The sequence below is a fragment of the Seonamhaeicola sp. genome (assembly GCF_028281565.1).
Lineage (GTDB): Bacteria > Bacteroidota > Bacteroidia > Flavobacteriales > Flavobacteriaceae > Seonamhaeicola.
In genome coordinates, this window is the sequence record NZ_JANQJQ010000010.1 from 51723 (window position 1) to 73072 (window position 21350).

A 21350-nucleotide genomic window follows, 5' to 3' on the forward strand; every position below is an offset into this window, starting at 1 on the left:
ATAGTCTGTAAAAAACTTTAAGGGCTAGCTAGCTATTTACTATGTAGCTAACCCTTTTAAAAGTTGATTTTATTCTTCATCTGCTGAATACACTCTCACGTAGTCAACATACATTGTTTGAGGGAATACGGTTTCTGGTGTTGGATTTCCATCAAAGTTGCCACCAACAGCCAGGTTTATAATCATAAAAAATGGACCATTATCATAGACCCAGTTGGATCTATTTACATCTTCCTCTTCAAGGGTGTCCGGTGTTATTTGAAAATATAACACGTCATCGATGTAGTAATTAATGTACTGTGGGCCCCATTCAATGCCATAGATATGGAATTCAGTGTCTACTCGAGACATTTCAAACTCGAACTCCTTTTTAATGGCATCTCCACCTGAATGTCCTGGTCCATGAATAGCGCCACTGGCCACTGTTGGATTGGAACCACCATTTTCCATGACATCAATTTCGCCGCAGAAAGGCCACCCAATCTCATCAATATTAGCACCTAATAACCAAAAGGCAGGCCACATGCCTTTACCGAATGGTAATTTCATTCTGGCCTCAAACCTTCCATACTGCTGCTCAAATAACCCTTTTGTTAAGAGTCTGGCTGAAGTGTAGCCGGAACCTTCAAAAGATTCCTGAATTGCAGTAATTTTAAGCATGCCATCTTCTACAACTACATTTTCAGGTCTGTCCGTATAATATTGCAACTCGTTATTTCCCCAGCCATTATCCCCGGTTCCTATGTCAAAGCCCCATATGGCACTGTTTGGTGCTCCATCAACATCGAACTCATCACTCATGGTTAAAGTTTCAAAGTTTGTAACGACTTGTGTCTCATCTGTGTAGCAACTTAAAACGGTGCTTCCAATTATGACTAATGTCAACAAAGCACAAAGTGATTTAAGTTGCGTTGATTTTATTCTATTCTTAAATTTCATTTTTTCTTTGTTTTTAATTTTCAGCATAGTAGTATATGTTATCAAGAGATACATTAGCTATAGTGCCATCTGATACAAATAGCATCATCCCAATGGCATCCCTAACACTTAATCCATCAAAACTAGATAGCGGTATATCGAATTCTACCCACTCATTACTTAATAAATCGGATGCACTAAAAGTAAATGCTCCTGAAACTTCGCTAGGCTGTGTAAAATTGTTATGTAACGACATTGTAATGAAATCATCAGGATCCAGACCTTCATTTACCCTAATATCTATGTGAAGATGCGTCATCTCAGTTGCATCAACAGGTTGGATACCACTGCCTTCTCGTCCATAATACTCAATGGCTACAAAATTCAACATGGTATAATCTATAATGTTGTTTCCGTTCTCAACAATTGCTCCTCCCAGGGTAGTTTGAAATGGTTCATAGAACCCGTTATAATTATCAACGGGGATATTGGCGAATACATCGCTAAAAATGGAAATCACATCAATGTTTACTGCCTCAACTGTTAATGAGCCGGCAGCTTCAATACCTCCAAGGCTTGCTGTAATTGTAGCTTTATTGTCTCTTTCTCCTGTATCCGGATCGATGTTGCCAATGCCGTCAATTGTGATTATACCGGCATCGCTTACCGAGGCTACGAAAGGGTTAGAAGTTTCAAAGTCAAAATAAAAAGGTGTAGTGGTTACCGTTATATCCCCGCCATTAGGACCATTTAAGGTTTGTGTAAGGCCAATAATTGGAATCTGACTGTCTACGTTGGCTTGTGCCGTTTGATCTTGTCCACCTAGAATTGCCGGCCTTGGCTGACCGATGGTTCCTAATTTTTCAAATCTAAGTTCATCTATCCAAAATGTGAAACCTTCACCATTGGTGCTTTGGGTTCCTGCTGAAAATTTGAACATCCCTTTTTCCTGAACCAACTTTGAAGGGTCTGGTATAGGTATTATTATTTTTTTCCAGTCTGTAGACAATTCTACATTATTAATGTCAGCAACATATTTATTTTCCTCAAAATCGGTTCCAAAACCGAATGTTTCAACTATCGCAGTAGTAGAACCCTTTAACCAAAAGGTAAGAGCATCATACCCTGTTAAATTCCTTCCTGCTCCTCTGTCGGTAAATATTCCACCTATATAAGCACCGTTAGGGTCAGTTGGTGTTGGCACATCAACTCTTATTGAAGTGGTTCCCGCGTATGCTTCATTTTCGTCAGTACTAAAGCCTTCTGTATTGGCTCCTGTGGCTGGATCAAAAGACTCAAAAAATTCATCTGTAAGACCAACAGGAGCATCAGTGAATATATCTGGTGTGTTTGGAAAAGTGGCAAAATCGATGTCATCGGAAAAGCCTCTTTCGCAACTTGCCATTACGACACATATTAATCCTAAAAGAGGAAAAACAATGTGATATTTTAAATTTAATTTCTTCATAATTAAAGCTTTGTTATTTTCCTATGTTAATATGTATGTATGTTCTAATTTCCCATTCTGAGCCATCGGGAAATCCAACCGGGCTTAGAAGTGGTGGTGAATTAGGGTTAGTCGCATTCGGATCGGCAGCGAGCGGCGAATACCTTGGTGAATTCGCATCTAAAGAACGCCACATCCCTCTAATTCCAATTTGTGTACTAGGTAAAATGAACCAATCTGGTTTTCCTATAGTAGTAGACACATCTAACATCATTTGTAGTGGAAAGGTCAAGTTAAAATCACGATGGTAATCAAAAGGTCCCCAATCATTTACTTTAAAGTGCGACATTATTTTAACTCTATCCATTAATATTCTTAAATCTGCACCAAAGCGTGTGATGGTTCTTTTTGAATCACCATTGGCTTGACCGTTACCATAGTAAAGGTTGCTAACAAGTCCGAAGTCGCGACTCATCTTTGACACCACGCGGGCATGAGCTTCCCATAGGTCTACCGCCGGAGCAGATTCCCCAAAGGCGAAGAATGTACGATCGGCAAAGAACCCGATGTGTCCATCCATAGTTGTTGGCAAGTGTTTATACACAAAACCTGCGCTAAATGCTAATTTTGCATCTTCTGATCTATCGCTGTCCCAGGCATACATCCAGGTACCCGGCGTAGGGTCGAAGGTGAATAATATCTCACCAGCGGCTGTTTCCCTGTTACCATTTCTAACTGCAAATGGGTCGTCAATTACATTTCTTAAACGACCGGGACCAGGAACTCCATTAGGCATTGGATCTATCAACGGCTTTTGATACATGAAGTTAGGTGCGATTTGTAAATTTCCAGCCGAAAATGTTAAACCTGTCAGGAAGTTTGACATATTACCGCTTCCCGAATCTTTAAGTTTCCACCCCGTGAAGGTTCTGGTTTGGTCAACACCACCGTTGGCTACAAGACCCATATAAGATCCCTGGGCGTACCAGTTAAAGGCACCTTTTTGATAGGTGATTTTAGCTTTTGCACCCCAGTTGTCATCACTATTGATTTTATCTACTAAAACAACATCGGTATCCGGTTCAAATACCTGGAATGAACTGCCGTTTAGAGGTCTACCGCCCCAAATACCACCAAGGGTAATTCCAAAATTGCCAAACTCTCTTTCAAGAGCAATGGTTGCTCTTTCAGTCGGCCAGGCAGGAATGATACCCGAACGTACTTGATTTTGGTTTAAAACACGTCTTCCGGTTTCGTCAAATTGAAGATTTGTGTTTAAATCTCGGTGATATATACCGGTGACGTCCCATTTGGCTATATGTCTGGAATATTTTAATAGCACGGTTGGGTTTGCTCCCCACCATAATTGTGGTCCAAACGCTGCTTTAAGTCCTTTTAAAGAACCTTTGGCATCTACTTCAACACCTAAAATTTCACCGTTGTAGATATCTAAGTTAGGTCCGTAATTTGCTTCAGGATAAAGATTAAAGAAATCTCCTTCATAGGCCCAATGGTAGTGCCCTGTTCTGTAAAATCCTCTTAAATCAAAATCTTTGGCATTCCATTCAAATTCTGCTTGATACACACGAACCCGATTATTATCGGCAAGCGTTACCTGATCACCATCGGTGTTCGTAACAGTCACCGGTCGACCCACATTCTCATAAAAGATTTCATTTATCGGGTTACCGGCTACATTACCTAAAATATTGAAATCTACATTAGCTTTCATTTTTGAGGTTGGTTTTCCTTCGATTCCTACGAAATAGGATTGCATATGATCAAACCCCAGTTGATTGGGAAATGTTTGAGCATCATCAGGATTTGCTGTATCAGGCGTTCTAATTAAAGTACCTCCCGTATTGAACGTAGTAAACTTGGCAGTCAATCTGCTAATACTTAGTTTTTCCGAATCCCTTCCTCCAAGAGCGGCTTTATCACCACGCGCTCTTAAAACGGCATCCGTAATATTGATATTCTCAAAGTAGTTTTGAATGAAGTCCAGATCTACACCTTCGCCATAAGGATTTACGGCATGCGCCTCTTTTAGTGTATAATATGAGGCACGAGGGTACAGGTCATATAAACCACGTTGATCCGTTGGCCCTTTGGCACAAATACCAAACCATTCCTCATTCATGTTGTTAGAACCGTCTTTGGTATCGTGGTAGTAACCACCGTTACTCCAGGATGCTCCGGTTTCATGTGAGTCGGCATTCTCTCTATCATCAAAGCCCAACTTCCACCAGCCATCACTGAATTGGAATGTGAAACCTCCTATGGAGTTCCCCACTTTTCCTAATCCGGCAGCATTTTCATAAATCTCTTTCCAGTTCAACAGATTATAATGGGCCTGCCAGTATTGATCTTCTTTATCGGCTAACGCATTATAGGCATCTGCACCAAATTCAGTAAACATGACCGGTATATCCAATTGGTCTTTTACTACCTGGAAGAAATCGCCAAAAGACTCTCCCCTGTATGTATTGGCACCATATACATCAACGTCCTTACATTCTTCCGCAATGATATCAATGAATAATACGTCACCATTACAAATAGCAACCGGGTGGTTTGGATCCATGGCTTTCATTTTCAGAGCGACTTCATTCATCAATTTATACATGGGTCTTCCCCTTTTTTCTCCAACGGCTCTTTTTTGTTCTTCGCCTTCCGGAAAATCTTCGGTTTCAGCGCCTTGCCAAAAGAGTCCGTAGTTGTTCTCGTTACCCATCATATACATCAAAATCCCGGGAACATCTTTATAGTCTTCAACTAATTTGATCATTTCTGATACTAGCTGTTCCTGCGTTTTTTCATCTGAGTATATTGTAACCGGTGTCCAAACACCATCAATAGTTAGCCCATAGCGTCCAAATGAGTGATTTAACAGGGTATAAATACCGTATTTTTCATAGATATAGGTAACCCACTTAGCCGGTACACCAACGTATTGTCTAATACAGTTGACGTTCATATTCTTTAAAAGGCTCATTTCGGTATCCAATCCCGCCCTAATAACGTCATCGGATTGTTTGTAGAAGTTGGCATTGGTTACATCGGTACCAATTGGAACATAATCCCAATTCATACCATTGATCATAAAGTCCTTGCCATCTACGACTAATTTGGTTCCCTGGTCATTCTTTACTATCTCAACTTTGTTGGCCTGAGCAAAAATTGCAGAAGTAAATAAGAGAAACACTAATTGTAATAAATTGTTTTTCATATTTTATTTAGTTATGTTGATACGAGTTAATTGCATCTGTTTTTAGGCTGCAAAGGGCATCTTTATACAGATACCCCTTTGCATCTAAATCAGTTTTATAGGTTAACTGTTACTGTCTTACTAATTTGAAAGACCAGTGACCGTCTCCACCTACCTGGATATCCAGTTCCAGGGTATCACCATCAAGGTTAGCAATGTAAGTAATGGAATCTGCGGCTTCAGAAGGGCTGCCTAATTCAGCACCATTGACTACTTTGGCCAGGCCTAAGAAGGCTCCTTTTCCATTTAAGGTTATAGTACCTCCTGATTCATCATATACGTATGTTGCCGAAGCTGTACCATCATGAGGGAATACAGGTGCCCCACATTCCTCAGCTGAAGCGCCTTGCCAAGGTTCTATCCATGTTTGATCTCCTAAAATATTTTGGAATGTACCATCATTATTAAACACATATTCATCATCAAATAAACAGGCTCTTGTAGTCACGTCCTCTGAAGAATTAGACCACCATGAGATATTATCTAGCCCAGGGCCAACACCTAAAGCAGCGGCTTCAGGAGCTAATTTCCAGGTACCTACTAATGGATTTGCCGGTGGTTCCTGTTTGATAAATTTAAATGACCAGTGACCATCGCCACCTACCTGAATATCCAATTCCATGGTATTACCGTCTATCTTGGCTATATATGTTATAGATTCTGCTGCTTCTGCCGGACTTGCCAACTCTGCACCATTTACTACTTTAGCTAAGCCCATAAATGCGCCTTTGCCGTTAATAGTTAAAGTTCCTGCACTTTCATCATAGGAGTAAGTGGCCGTAGCCGTACCATCATGCGGGAATACAGGAGTACCACATTCCTCGGCTGATGCTCCTTGCCACGGTTCTACCCATGTTTGATCTCCTAAAATATTTTGGAACGTACCATCCGCATTAAATACGTACTCATCATCAAATAAACAGGCTCTTGTAGTCACATCTTCCGATGAATTAGACCACCAAGAAATATTATCCAGACCAGGCCCAACACCTAATGCCGCAGCCTCCGGAGCTAGTTTCCATGTACCAACGATGGCGTTAGATACTTCTTCCTTAATAAGTTTGAAAGACCAGTGTCCATCTCCGGCAACCTGGATATCCAACTCCATAGTGTTGCCATCAATTTTAGCGATATAAGTAATAGCATCTGCTGCTTCCGCCGGACTGGCAATTTCCGCACCATTGATTACTTTTGCCAAACCTAAGAAGGCCCCTTTACCTGTAATTGTAACTGTTCCTCCGGCTTCGTCATATGCATAGGTTGCTGATGCGGTTCCATCATGAGGGAATACAGGCGCACCACATTCCTCGGCAGAAGCTCCTTGCCATGGTTCTATCCATGTTTGATCTCCAAGAACGTTTTGGAACGTTCCATCTTCCTTGAAAATGTATAAATCATCAAATAAACAAGCTCTTGTTGTTACATCCGCCTCATTATTGGACCACCAGGACACATTGTCTAATCCAGGGCCAACACCAAGCGCACCGGCTTCCGGAGCTAATTTCCAGGTACCAACTATCGGCGAAGCACCTCCACCGCCAGGGCCCGGGTTTACAACAGGAGTATAAATAACCGTAACATCTTTTGTAATGGTCACATCTTCCCGACCGGCTAAAGACGCCGTTACGGTGATTGTGTATGTCACTGATTCTTCAACCTCCGGATACGTATAAGTCACCATAGGGCCACTTGTTTTAAAAACATCTTCCGCATCGTCAGGATTACCAAAGTCTATGGTGTAAACAATTCTACCATCCGGTGGTACGGTTGTTGCAATGACCCCGAATTTGGTTCCTTCAGGATTTAATTCTGCAATATTAAAGTCTAATCCCGCAATGATATTTAATTGATCATCTTCTTCGCAAGCTGTGGTAATACTTAATAAAAGTATCAGCGCTAAGAGTTTGTATGCTACTTTTTTTAATAAATCCATTTTATTTTTTTTTAGTTTATTGTTTTTAGTTTAGTATTAATATCCAGGGTTTTGTCCCCATCTTTCTTCAGCATTGGCTAATTCCAATTCTATTAGTGGTATAGGGAATAATTCATGTTTGTTTTCAACAAAGGTTATAGCCACAAAGTCATCAGGTTTTGTGGTATTGTAGTTGTCAAATGCGGCCTTAGCTCTTCCGGTTCTTACCAGATCAAAGAACCTGTGGCCTTCGCCTGCCAGCTCTTTACGGCGTTCGGCAAATATGGCATCTGCTAAAGCCCCTTCACCTGAAGTATAATCATGACTGTTGTCGCCATAGGCTCTGGCTCTTACCTGGTTTAAGTAATTTTCAGCATTACTGCCACCGCTCTGAGCTTCTGCTTCTGCAGCCATTAACAGGACATCGGCATAACGAATAGATCTGTAATTGTGCGGGTGTGTCAATTCTGCGGTTGCAGCACCTTTGTCTGCTTTACGAGGCATGTATTTATGATTATAGAAACCGGTATCTTCTCTTGGTGGGGAATACGAAGAGTTATCGCCTGCTTCTTTTAAATCTGTTAAATCAAAAATGGTAACAGCTCTTCTCATGTCATCATCATCAAAGGCATCATAAAGTTGTTGTGTAGGTAAACAAAAGCCCCATCCGGATGCATAAACAGGATCGTCATAAGGCGATCTTGGTCCGTTAAATTGTACAAAATACGAGCCTTCACTACAGGCCAGGCAGCCCCATCCGGCACCTTCTAAATTGGTATATTGAATTTCAAATACGGATTCCGGGCCATTTTCACCATCTATAGTAAACAAGTTGGTGTAATCATCACCGGTTACCAAACTGTATTGGTTGCTTGAAATAACCTGGTTTAAGACTGCAGCAGCTTCGGCGTGTTTGCCATCAAATAGATATACTTTTCCCAGCAATGCCTGGGCAGCGCCTTTGGTGGCTTCATAAGGCAAGTCCTGAGTTACCGGTAAGGCGGGAATGGCTGCTTTCAGATCTTCCTGAATCAGACCATAAATAGCCGAAACACTTGCCGTTCTTTCCATAGTGAACTGGTCTCCCGGGATCACTCTTTCGTCCTTGATTCTATTAACACCATTCCGATCTTCAATCTTTAGCGGTACATTACCAAAGAATTTGGCAAGCTCAAAAGTGTAATAGGCTCTTAAGAAATAAGCTTCCGCAATGATTTCTTCTTTACCGGCAAAGTCTAATTTATCTTTGTTCTCCAACAGATAGTTGGTACGATTGATACCGGCGTACATCAGCGTCCATATATCCCTTAATTGGTTATTGTCTGACGGTGTTTGTGTCAGGTAATTTACATTTTGAAGGGTCGGCTGGTCAATGGTAAATGAATCCCCGCCGGCAATGATATCATCTGAAGCCACCACACTGGTGAGTACATTCCAAAACGTGGCTTGCAACAGATCATAAGCTCCTATTAAAGCGTCTTCGTATTCTTCAGGCGAATTGAAAAAATCCTCATCGGTCTTTCCTGCCGGTTCTACTTCAACAAAATCATCACATGAAGGATAAATAAAAAGAAGCAGTATCAATAAATACTTTAATGTTTCTATTCTTTTCATAGCTTGTTTAAAATTTTAAATTAACTCCTAATAAATAAGATTTGGCTACCGGATAAAATCCTTTATCTATACCGTTTCCAATGGGTTCGTTAGATGCGGCAGAAGGGTCAAAACCTTTGTAATCCGTAATGGTAAATAAGTTGTTACCTGATACGTATATGCGCAGTCTGTCTATACCTAAACTTTCCAGAACATCCTGATTAACGGTATACCCTAATTGCGCATTCTGCAGACGTACAAAAGAGGCGTCTTCAACAAAAAAGTCTGATAATAAGTTGGTGTTAATAGAACCTCCTGAAGTCACTCTGGGGACTGAATTACTGGTTCCGGTTCCCTGCCATCTGTGCAGGATATAATCTCCAATATTTCCTGTAGGGTCCTTACGCTCATAATCCCTGATCATATCATTCCCTATGGAAGCAAATGCATTGGCACTAAAGTCAATGTTCTTGTACGTAAACCCGATATTAAAGCCCATAGTTAATTCAGCAATAGGATCGCCTATTACGGTTCTGTCATCCGGGGTGATCTCGCCATCGCCATTTAAGTCAACAAAGATCAGGTCACCTACCTGTGCACCGCCATTATCGCTATGATAAACACCGCTAGGAGCCGTAGCATTCAGGGCATCTAATTCTGCTTGTGTCTGGTATACGCCATTGGTTTTGTAACCGTAAAAATGACCTAGCGGTAATCCCGGTACCATACGTGAAATACCGGTTTGACTGATACCTACTCCAAATTCGCCACCTACGGGTGGAATTTCACCATTCACTGAAACCACTTCATTATCTAATGTTGTCAGATTGAAACCTATATTGAATTCAAAATCATCAGAAAAATTGTCGTTGTAAGAAATGCTGAACTCAAGCCCCTTGTTCTCAACGGTTCCCGCATTAACCAATGGGAAGCTCGATGGATTTAAACTTGGGTTGATGACCCCGGACGCCTGTGGTGCAAATAATAAGTCTTTTGTTCTTTTTCTATAAGCATCTGCGGAGAATCTTACCTTGCTATTAAACAACCTGGCATCTAAACCTACATTGGTTGATTCCTGCTCCTCCCATTTTAGATCGGGGTTACCGGGTACACCAGATGCAATTCCGAAAATCAAATCATCTAAAGTAGTGGCATTTCCCGGTGCTATAGTAGCTTCTCCGTTAAGTCTGGTGATAAAACCAAAAGAACCTATTCGGTCATTTCCAATGATACCGTAACTTGTTCTTAATTTTAACGAGTTTATTATACCGTCCTGGTTCCAGAAGTCTTCGTCAGAAATATTCCAACCTATAGAGCCTGAAGGGAAGTATCCAAACTTATTGTTTGGTCCAAAATTACTGGATCCGTCCCTACGTAACACAGCGGATAACAAATATTTTCCCTTGTAGTTATATTGTACCCTGGTAAAGAATGATTGTAAGCGACTATCAAAGAAGTCGGCACCGGAGGCCAAAGCAGCCTCATCAAAGCGCGGTACTATACGTCCGTCAACTCTATCACCAACCCAGCCGTCAACAAAGGCATCGGATACCGAATTACTGCCATTTGCTAAATTGAACCCGGTATTTCCATAATAGTGACCTCTTGTTCTGAAGGCTGAGGCTCCCAATAAAACTGTAAGATTGTGATCTTCTGCAAACGTGTTATTATAGGTGATATAACTGTCCCAGGTGTAATCAGTGAATATAGCATTAAAATCCTGTACTTCATTTTCTGTTCTTGAATTTGATTTACTACCACCGTTACCGAAATCAACTACAGGCCTGAACACGTCATCTAATACGTTGGCATAGTTAATTTGAAACTTGGAACTTACCGTGAAGTTTTCTAGAAATGTATAGTCTAAACCTATAGTAGCACTATATCTGTCTACCCGTGTAATGTTATGATTGTTAGTAATTTGTGCTACAGGGTTGATGATCTCAATACTTGAAACACTTTCTGCTAAAGAAAAATCGCCATTTTCATCATATACGGGTAGATCCGGATTGATATTTACCGCATTGTAAAGCGGGGTTCCTATACCACCTTCCGGCAAGTTATTCTTTTTAGAATTGGTATATAGTCCGGTAGTGGTTAACTTTAAGTTTTCCAGAATATCATAATTGTATGATAATCTGGCCGTGGTTCTTCGGAAATTGGATTTGCCGCCACCAACAATACCGTCCTGGTCTAAATTTGAGATACCGAAACTGTAGGCAGATTTTTCTCCACCGCCACTGGCACTAAGATTAATATCGCTAATAGAGGCCGTTTGAAATACCTCATCCTGCCAGTCGGTACCTTCCTGAGGATACACAAAATACCTGGTCTCATCAAAAGCGTCATTTACATAAATAGCAAAATCCAGAGGACCTAACAGGTCAATCTCTTTACTTGTAGACTGAAACCCGGTAAAGGCATCTAAAGTGAATTTAAGTTCAGATCCTTTGCGTCCGGTCTTTGTCGTGATGATGATTACCCCATTGGCACCCCGAACTCCATAGATACCGGCAGTGGCATCTTTAAGTACATTAATACTCTTAATGTCGTTAGGGTTTAAAACAGAAAGGTCTGAAATGACGTTTCCGTCCACCAAAATTAAAGGTTGGTTGTCACCGTTTGTAGTGATACCCCTGATCCTGATATTAGAACCGGCACCCGGTGAACCGGAATTAGAAGCAATATTTACACCGGCTATCTGGCCCTGTAAAGCCTGTTCTACCCTTGTTGGGTTTAACTTTTCAATAGCTTCTGTGTCTAATACAGCAACTGCTCCCGTTACTTCTTTTTTCTTCTGCGTACCATAACCAACTACGACCACTTCGCTCAATTGCGCAACGTCAGGGTCTAATTGAACGGTAATAGCGTCAGAATTTTGTACTGTAATCTCCTTAGTTATATAGCCTATATAACTAATTGATAAAACTGCACCAACATCAATGCCTGATAATGTAAAATTACCATCAAAGTCAGTAACAGTTCCGGTTGTAGTGTTTTTTACTATGACATTAGCACCCGGTATTGGCATCCCAGTATCATCTACTACGGTACCATTTACATCTGTTGTTTGAGCATAAACAGAAAGGGAAAGGCATAATGCCAGAATAAACATTAGTTTGTCTTTCATATTTAGTATAGTTTTCGTTTATGATAAAATTATGTTTAAGGTTTGTGAAATCCTTATTTTTTAGCACTACAAAAAACATACATATCAAAAAAAGACGAATTTTTTTAATGAAATCGCAATGTTACACCGAAAACACTGATGTTTTGGGACTTCAGGTATTCAAAAAAAAATGAAAGATATTGGTGATGTTGTGGTAATGTATAGGTGTTTTACAATTTTGTATTGGCTTTATATTTCCAGAATGTAGTTTGTTAAGCTTGCTTCATGGGCTAAATTCATCTTTTTCCGAAGCCTGTACCGCTTCACTTCAACACTTCTGGGTGAAATATTCAGAAGTGGAGCGATCTCTTTTGAGGATAGGTTTAACCTCAAATAAGCACAAAGCCTCAGGTCGTTAGAGGTCAATTCCGGGTGTAAGTGTTTTACTTTTTTAAGAAAGTCTTTATCCGCGTTGTTGAATGCTTCTTCAAATAGTTTCCAGTCGTCTCTGTTATTTAAATTTTGATCAATGATCCTGACGATCCTTTTTACCTTGTCGTTGTTTTCAATATTAAGAAGCTCCAGTTTAATACTGTTCAGGAAATCATTCTTCTTTATCAAGCTCATGGTGGATATACCGAGTTCTCGGTTCTTGCTGTCAATATCCTGTTTGAGCTTTTCATTTCTAAAACGCATTAATTGTTGTTTGTTTTCCAGTTCTTTTAATTCCAGCTCTCTTTCGTTTTTCTTAATTAGCTTTTCCCTTTGTTTTCTATAGTATCGCTTGTAAATATTATGCACAATAAGTACCAGGAAAATAGTTGTTAACGCATAAAGTGTTATCATGGTATTGCTTAAGTACCAGGGCCTTTCAATGGTGAAACTGTACACGCCTGTGTTTTCCGTAGGCGTGTTGCCTACTTTTGCTCTTACTTTGAAGCCGTATTTGCCGTAAGGTAAATTTTTAAAAAGTACATTGGAATTTGATGTCCATGGGCTCCAATCCGAGTAAAAACCTTCTAACTTATATTGATATTCCGTATCAAGGTGCTTATTAAATTCGGGAACGCTGTAATTGAATTCTATGTTGTTCATATGGTTCTCAAAGCTTCCCGGTTCCTGCCTTAATGCATTTAGTGCTATTTTGCTTTCCTGATCGGTAATGTTTATGGCATCAATGGAAATTTGATAGGTTTTCTGTTTTACTTTGTCCAGGTCTATGATCGTATAGCCGTCAGAGGTGCCTATTAAGTAATTCCGGTTGTATAAAGGTGAAATGTTTTCTGAGCCTGTTAGGCCGTGTGGCAGGGATTCTGAAAACGGGATGCTTGTTATGGTTGGATTAGTAGACAGGCCACTGGTAGTAATATAATTGAGTTTTTTCTTTGAGAAGCCCCAAAGGATATCATTGTCCGTATCTGAAATGAGTTTTCCGGAAGTGAATTCTTCTTTCTCAAACAAACGACTTATAAGGGTGTCCTTTACAAATTTATTCAGGTCCTCAGCATAGGTATAGACCCCTTCTTTATAGGCGTATAATATCTTGTCGTTGTACTTCACAAGGCTTGAATAAATGCCTTTGTCTACGGAAGCGTCCTGAGTAGTCTCTATGACTTCTGTGAAGTCCTTATTAAGCTTTAATTTAAAAACACCTTTATATTCATGGCTTACAAAAACAACATCGTCCTGATATAGTTCAAAAAATTTACTTGAAATATTGAACCCTTTTATCTGATGTTTGAAGTTCCAGCTTCCGTTGGCCTTTTCAAGAACACTCAGGCCGTTATAGTTTCCCTGTAACAAGAGGTTTTCATGATTTGGGATGCTTATAATGTTCCAGGTGCCATCCGTATCTATTTTGCGTTTGACGCGTCCGTTTTCTATTATAAAGGTTCCGAAATTATGTCCGCAAAACAGAGCACCCTTATGGTTTACCAAAGACCAGACGGGGCCTTCAGTCCCTTCAACGAAGGTGAATTGAAAATCTTCAGTATCTAATCTTTTGTAGAAAAGGCCCTGGTTGGTACCCAGGTATAAATGATCATTATGAATAGCAGAGGCATAAGTAGTGCCTATTTTACCTTCTTTATCATGGAAGAACAGGAAAGGGGATTCCACGTTAATACAATTGATGCCATTTTCCAGTGCCAACCAGATGTTATGCTCGGCATCCTCAAAAATATCGTGAATGGAATTACTAAGTAGCCCGTTAGAAAAGTTAATGGCATAGTCAATATGACCGCCTGAGGTTAAATGAAATACCCCATTAGAGCGGGTTCCCAGGATATAACCATTATTTGTTTTTTTACTGCGGTAAACACTTAGTGAGGCTATTTTGCGAGCGGCAGGAATATCCCATGGGCTTAAGTTTTTATTAGGGTCTAAAACAAAAAAACCGTTTTCTTCGGTTTGAATGAGAATGTCTTTGTCTTTTTCATAGATATTGACCAGATAATTGTTTTTTAGAACAACATCATTACTCACCAGCTGCGGTTCACCCTGGTCAATTTTGAATAACCCCCGCCTGACTTCCTGAAAATAGATGGTTTTATTTATTTGGAACATCTTGTAGATGCTGGTGTCCGAATCAATTACAGAATAAGACGCATCCGCTTTGTTATATATGTAGATACGCTTAAGCGACTGAAATAAAATATAATTATCAACAGCAATAATGTTCCAAAATTCCTCATCCTCTAAAAAGTCAATGTCAAGTTTTTTTGAAAGCGACGTATAAGCCATGGCACCGTCTTGCTTTTTGGTCCAAAAACCAAACTCCCTGTAAGAGCCGGAATAAACCACGCTGTCAATGACCTTAACAGACCGCATTTTACCACTGGGAGACTCATATAATTTCCAGGTTTCACCATTAAATTCCAACAAGCCAATATTATTGGCTACATAAATTAAGTGGTCTTCAGTTTGAGCAACGGACCAATTCTGATTATCTGCGTTGTAAACCTCCGGGGAAAAGGCCTCAATTGGAGGTAATTCCTGGGCGTTTAAACAGATATGGAAGCATAATAAAATGGAATAAATTGTATACCGCAACATGATGACGTTAATTTAGCTATACAGAGTTGTTGTGTATACAATATAAGACAAATACTTTAAAATTAGGGTTTTTTTATTGTTTTGTTTGGTTTTTGAGTTGAGATTAAAGTGCCAAAATATAGGTGATCATGGGGCATAAATTGGAGCTAATATTAAATTCGATATAAATATTAGATTTTCTATCTTTGAGACGCACTTAATGTATATTCTCTTGTATTTGGACGGTTTCCTTTGTAATAAAGCTTTCGGCACTTTTGGTAAGTTTTGTATTTGTTGCCTTGTAACAGGTCTGTTTACCGTGGGCTTACGGGCCCAGGAGGATAGTTTAAAAGTTGAAAGGCTTTACAGGTCGGGTTTTGAATATTTAAGAAAAAAGCCAAAAATCGCCCTGCTCAATTTTGAAAGAGCCGTGCGTATTATCAATGATAGTATGCCGGTTGACAAAAAAGAGGGCCGGTATTTTTTGATGAGAAAGGCCTTAATGCTTGATGAATTGAGCTATGCCTACCGGAGGGACTTTGATTTTGCCTTAAGTTTAAAAGCCATTCAGGAAAGTTTGGAAATTAAAGAGTCATTAGGAGAAACCTATACCTTACCGAAAACCTACCGTATGTTCGGGTTGCTTTATTTTAAAAAGCAAGATAGTGCGGCCTCCGGAAAGTACCTTGAAAAAGCTCTGGAATTATCAAAGACCTATAAAAATGATGAAGAATACGTTTATACACTTAACGCGCTAAGCGGCTATAGTTTTTCCTATGATGACCTGGAATCGGGAAGAACTTATGCCCAAAAGGCTTATGTGCACGCCGATTCTGTTGGATTTGACAGGGGGAAGGCCGGGGCGCTTACCTATTTATCAGGCTATGAACGCAGAAAGGAACGTTATGAGGCCGTAGTACCGTATTCCGAAGACGCTTTAGTCCTTTATCAAAAGGAGGGTGACAGCATTGGTATTGAAAAGTGTTTTAAGCAAATTGGATACGCCTACCGTAAATTAGGCCAACCTCTAAAGGCTAAGCAGTATTATATCAAATCGCTGCAGATGGCCAAAGATATGGAGATTGAAGGTTTATGGGCCAACAGGTATTTATCGCTTAGCAACGTGTATACCGATTTGCAACAATGCGATACGGCCTTTGGGTATTACAGGTTGTATAAGCGACAACAGGTTAAGGACCTGAATGCAAAGAGTAATAAGGAGTTTTTTGAATTGGAAGCAACCTATCAATACGATAAACAAATAGAGCAGGCTTCCTCAAGGTTTTGGAAAATAACCTCCGTTTTTCTGGCGCTGTTCGGTATTATAATTATAGCGATAATCTCTGTTTTGTTCAAAAGGAAGGAACAAATAAAAATAGAAAAGCTTCATAATGACCTCTTGCAAAGGGAGGTGGATCACAAGCAGAAAGATATTTCGGAGTTTGCCCTTAATTTAGCGCGAAATCGGGAGCGTACCGAGGAGTTGTTAAACTACATAAAGAAGATCAAAAAATCGGGGGTACTGAACAATGATGCCAATTTTAGGGATCTGGAGCAGGCTGTTTTAAAACAGGAAATTACAAATAAGCACATTACGGATTTTCGAAATAAAGCAGATGCTTTAAATACTGCTTTTTATAAAAGGCTCCATGACAGGTTTCCTAACCTGTCTAAAAATGAGGTTAAGCTTTGTACCTATATCCGGTTAGGGATTGATAATAACGAAATAGCCATTCTGCAAAATGTAGCGCCTGCATCCATCTATAGAAGCCGCTCCAGGCTTAGGCAAAAACTGGGTTTGTCTCAGGATGAGGATTTAAATCTTATTTTAAAGGATATTTGATTAAATTTCTGTAAACCAGCTGTTTGTTTTTCTTACTTTATCAAAATGTACATCATTTGTGCATACGCAGAAGACTACGCGTACATGAATTGTACATAAAAATACCTTTAATTCTAGGGGTGTTTGAAATAGTTTTGACATTTGAGAACCAATATCCGGAAGTTTCAGGACTTTATGGATGGCTTTTCAATGCTTTTTTATGTTGTCATACAACGTGAAAGTACAACCAAAATAAGACCCTAAAAAACTGTGTAATTTCAAAAACAGCATCCTTATGAACTGTAAACTACTATCCCTTTTACTGATTTTAGTAACGTCCCTGTCATTTTCCCAGGTAACTATTGGTACCGGAGATGATGGCGATAGTGAATTCTCACCTCCCATAAACCCATATTACGGCTACACTTACGGACAGTCTATTTACCTGGCTTCAGAAATTAATGCCAGTGGGGATATTACCTCCATAAACCTACAACTCAATCCCGGGGCCAGTATTGCTACCTGCGATGAGATGGTGGATGTATGGATTGGCCATACCACCAAATCAAGTTTTGATAGTGATGAAGATTGGGTAGATGTTTCTACTTTAACCCACGTATTTGTAAACGGGACCATTACGGCGGCCAATGATAAGATCACCATTCCGTTCAATGCGCCCTTTTCATACAATGGCACGGATAACCTGATCATTGCCATTGATGCCGATGAACCGCTTTACGGTAACGATATAGATTATGTGTTATCTACCAATGGCCCCACTGGTGGGCTTAGCCTCCTGATCCTGGACGATGAAAATAATCCCGAGCCGGGGTCACCCCCAGGTCCGAGCAGTGATTCATATATAATGCAACAAAGGGGAAACATTACCTTTAACGGCATTACTCAAGCTTGCCCAACACCTTTGAGCCTTGAGGTGTCACATGCCTCCACTACAGAATCAACGGTAACCTGGAATGCAGGTTCCGCAACAAACTGGTCTTATGAGTACGGTGCTTCGGGCTTTACACGTGGTACGGGGACTTCGGGTAACACCACAACCAACACGTTGGACATTAGTAGTTTAATTGCCGGGAATAGATATGATATCTATGTACAGGCCAATTGTGGCGCTAGCGGGAATAGCAACTGGACCGATCTTAGCTGGAGGCAACCCGATGTAGGTGATGCCTGTAGTGTGCCCATAGCAATAACTGTTGAATCAGATTGCAGTACGGCTACACCTTATACAATGGTTTTTTCTACGACTGCTAGTCTGGGCAGATCGGTAGGATCCTGTGGATCCAGTGGTTTACCTAATAGAGGCGACTGGTTTGAGTTTACGGCACCGGCAACCACCGGTGTTAAGGTTAATTTTAATAGCTCATCGGGTAATGCCAGAAATTATTATGCCCTTTATGATAGTTGTGGTGGAACGGCTTTAGTCTGTATCAGTTCACAAAGTAGTGAAGCATTACTATCCAATCTCACGCCGGGACAGGTATATAAACTGGCTGTTTGGCGAGTTTTTGATGTTGTGGGAACCTTAGAGCTTTGTTTTGAAGCCTTTACGCCACCACCAACGCCGGATTGTGCAACCACCCCGACACCTGCAGATGGCGCCACAGCTATCCCAACCGGGAACATTACCTTATCGTGGAACGCTCCTGTATCGGGGCCAACGCCTACAGGATACGATCTGTATATAGGGTCACTGGCTAATGGCTCTGACTTAGATTTATATGAAGGCAACATTACCGATACTACTTTTAATTTAACAGGGTTTTATGAATATAATACTACGACATACTGGAAGGTCATCCCTAAAAACAGTACCACACCGGCAATCGGTTGTCCGTTATGGAGTTTTACCACCGAAGCCGCCCCACCACCACCGGCCAATGACGATTGTGCCAATGCCATAGCACTTACAGTGAATGCAGATGTAGCTTGTGGTGCGGTTGCTTCCGGAACCATAGAGTCTGCCACCGATTCCGGTGAAGGCGATAACGGTGCAGGTACACCCAATGACGATGTATGGTACACGTTTCAGGCTACCGAATCTACACATCAAATTAAATTGCTAAATGTTAACGGAAGCAGTACTACCATGGCACATGAAGTTCTTAGCGGATCCTGTGGCAGTTTTACCAGTTTAATTATAACCGGTGGTTTTGATTCGGATAATACGAGCCTGGTAGGAGGCCTGACACCGGGACAAATCTATTACGTAAGAGTCTTTGGGTATTATAGCGGTTCGGAACAAACAACTTTTGATATCTGTGTAGGGACACCACTTCCGCCACCGTCCAATGACGATTGTGCCAATGCGGTGACGCTAACCGTAAATGCGGATGTAGCTTGTGGTTCAGTGACTTCAGGAACCATAGCATGGGCCACCGATTCGGAGGAAGGTGATAACGGCGTGGGTACACCTAATGACGATGTATGGTATACGTTTCAGGCTACGAAATCTGAGCATCAAATTAAACTGCTCAATGTTGCCGGGAGTAATACCAACCTGGTACATGAAGTCCTCAGCGGATCCTGTGGCTCCTTAGCCAGTCTCAATATAAGTGATCCCGATACGAGCCTGGTTGGAGGCTTAACACCGGGACAAATCTATTACGTAAGAGTATTTGGGTTTTATAGCATTTTGCAACAAACTACTTTTGATATCTGTGTGGGAACGCCACCGCCACCCCCGGCTAATGATGACTGCGCTAATGCCACCGCGCTTACAGTGAATTCGGATGTCTCCTGTACGGCAATGACTCCGGGGACCATAGCCTGGGCCACTGATTCCGGAGAAGGCGATAACGGATACGGGAACCCGAATGATGATGTTTGGTTTAGTTTTGTAGCTACCAAAACATCGCATTATATTTCATTACGGAATATTACCGGAACCTATACAGATCTGGTCCATGAAGTATTAGGAGGGAATTGTGGCTCGCTCTCTAGTGTGTATCTAAGTGCTTCCATTAAAAATAGCCGGGTTAATAATCTAACACCGGGGCTCACTTACTACGTAAGGGTTTTTGGGCAATCTGATATAGCGGGGAGGGATACAACCTTTGACCTGTGTATAGCAACACCTACGGCAACAACCCCGTCTTCCAATGATGCTTGTGCAAACGCCACAGTAGTCACCGCGTTGCCTTTTAATGAAACACTGGATGCCTTCACAACCAATAATGATGGTTTTATAGCAGCATGTGGTAATGGTATGAATGATGGGGTCTGGTACACCTTTACCGCAGCCGGTTCCGGTACGGTTGATATTGCTGTCACCAATATTTTTGGCTGGGATGCTGAAATAGGTGTATACGATGGGTCCTGCGGCGCATTTAATTGTATCGCCTCCAGGGACAGTTGGGGCACCAGCACTGATGAGATCCTTAACGGAGTTAACGTAACAGCCGGAAAACAATACTGGATCAATGTAGGGTCATATAGCGGTATTAACGATGGCAGCGAAGGGGCATTTACCATAACTGTTACATCAAACAACGTTACCCTGGGTGTAGAAGCTAATGCCATTGAAAACTTCTCATTGTATCCACGGGTAGTTAAAGATGCCTTATGGTTTAAAGCGCAGGAACCGGTAGATACCATGACTGTATATAATATGATGGGGCAGGAAGTGCTTTCAATCCAGCCCAACCTGGCAAGTTCCAGGGTATTGTTAACCGAACTGACAACGGGTCTGTATATTGTTAAAGTAAAAGTGGGGGATGCTATAGGAAGTTATAAAATAATTAAGGAATAGCCTTTGTTTAAAAGGCTTTTCCTTTTGGAATCTGATGAATGACCATAGTCACGAAAACTAAAAAGAATTAAAAAAATAAAGAAATGTCTGTTCAATCATAAATACTTGTGTCACCCTGAACTTGTTTCAGGGTCTCATTATACAATGTTGATTTACGGTTGTTATGAGATGCTGAAACGAGTTCAGCATGACAGGAAAATCTGTATTTATGATTGATAACCGTTGTTAAACTGTGTACTTTGAATGGGAACACTATGGTAAAGACGTTTATAATAGAATGATTAAATATCATAATGTCCGGTTTTAGTTCAAAGTCCCTAAGGAGGAGACCGTTAATAGGTATACTGTTAATAGCAATTTTCAACAAAGGTTTATCCTAAGAGGACTTCGGGTAGCAGGGCCAGTTGCGTTTATGCAACTGGTCTTATACCTAAAATTTAAAAAAATGAGGCCCTTTATTAAAAAAAAGGGAAACCATA

General features: G+C 40.8%; 10 protein-coding genes. 2 read left to right on the forward strand and 8 right to left on the reverse strand.

Translation table 11 applies throughout. The features are described 5' to 3' along the window. Nucleotides 1-69 precede the first annotated feature (69 nt). The 7 genes from Q0983_RS04235 to Q0983_RS04265 all read right to left on the reverse strand — a co-directional run bounded on the left by Q0983_RS04235 (nt 70) and on the right by Q0983_RS04265 (nt 15301). Nucleotides 70-939 (reverse strand): glycoside hydrolase family 16 protein, encoded by an 870-nt coding sequence (locus Q0983_RS04235; RefSeq protein ID WP_299549248.1) that lies wholly within the window; start codon nt 937-939, stop codon nt 70-72. Between the two features lie 13 nt (nt 940-952). Further along, nucleotides 953-2323 (reverse strand): carbohydrate-binding protein, encoded by a 1371-nt coding sequence (locus Q0983_RS04240; RefSeq protein WP_299549251.1) that lies wholly within the window; start codon nt 2321-2323, stop codon nt 953-955. 76 nt (nt 2324-2399) lie between these two features. Next, a complete protein-coding gene (locus Q0983_RS04245; RefSeq protein WP_299549254.1) occupies nt 2400-5594 on the reverse strand; it encodes a glycosidase in 3195 nt (1064 codons plus the stop codon). 109 nt (nt 5595-5703) lie between these two features. Continuing rightward, nucleotides 5704-7566: a PKD domain-containing protein gene (locus tag Q0983_RS04250; protein ID WP_299549257.1), complete on the reverse strand. Its 1863-nt coding sequence runs from the start codon at nt 7564-7566 to the stop codon at nt 5704-5706. A 36-nt stretch (nt 7567-7602) separates the two neighbouring features. Further along, nucleotides 7603-9159 carry a RagB/SusD family nutrient uptake outer membrane protein gene (locus tag Q0983_RS04255; protein ID WP_299549260.1) on the reverse strand — a complete coding sequence of 519 codons (1557 nt, stop codon included), beginning with the start codon at nt 9157-9159 and terminating at the stop codon, nt 7603-7605. 7 nt (nt 9160-9166) lie between these two features. After that, nucleotides 9167-12268, reverse strand: a complete 3102-nt coding sequence (locus tag Q0983_RS04260; RefSeq protein WP_299549263.1) for a TonB-dependent receptor — start codon at nt 12266-12268, stop codon at nt 9167-9169. Nucleotides 12269-12496: 228 nt separating this feature from the next. After that, nucleotides 12497-15301 carry a triple tyrosine motif-containing protein gene (locus Q0983_RS04265; protein ID WP_299549266.1) on the reverse strand — a complete coding sequence of 935 codons (2805 nt, stop codon included), beginning with the start codon at nt 15299-15301 and terminating at the stop codon, nt 12497-12499. A 199-nt stretch (nt 15302-15500) separates the two neighbouring features. On the opposite strand from Q0983_RS04265, the gene Q0983_RS04270 reads away from it, so the two are divergent. Further along, on the forward strand, nt 15501-17123 hold the full coding sequence (locus Q0983_RS04270; RefSeq protein WP_299549269.1) for a hypothetical protein: 1623 nt from the start codon (nt 15501-15503) through the stop codon (nt 17121-17123). Between the two features lie 274 nt (nt 17124-17397). Next, nucleotides 17398-20871 carry a T9SS type A sorting domain-containing protein gene (locus Q0983_RS04275; RefSeq protein WP_299549272.1) on the forward strand — a complete coding sequence of 1158 codons (3474 nt, stop codon included), beginning with the start codon at nt 17398-17400 and terminating at the stop codon, nt 20869-20871. Between the two features lie 91 nt (nt 20872-20962). On the opposite strand, the gene Q0983_RS04280 is transcribed toward Q0983_RS04275, so the two are convergent. Further along, nucleotides 20963-21163, reverse strand: coding sequence for a hypothetical protein (locus Q0983_RS04280; RefSeq protein ID WP_299549275.1), 201 nt, complete (start codon nt 21161-21163; stop codon nt 20963-20965). Nucleotides 21164-21350 lie beyond the last annotated feature (187 nt).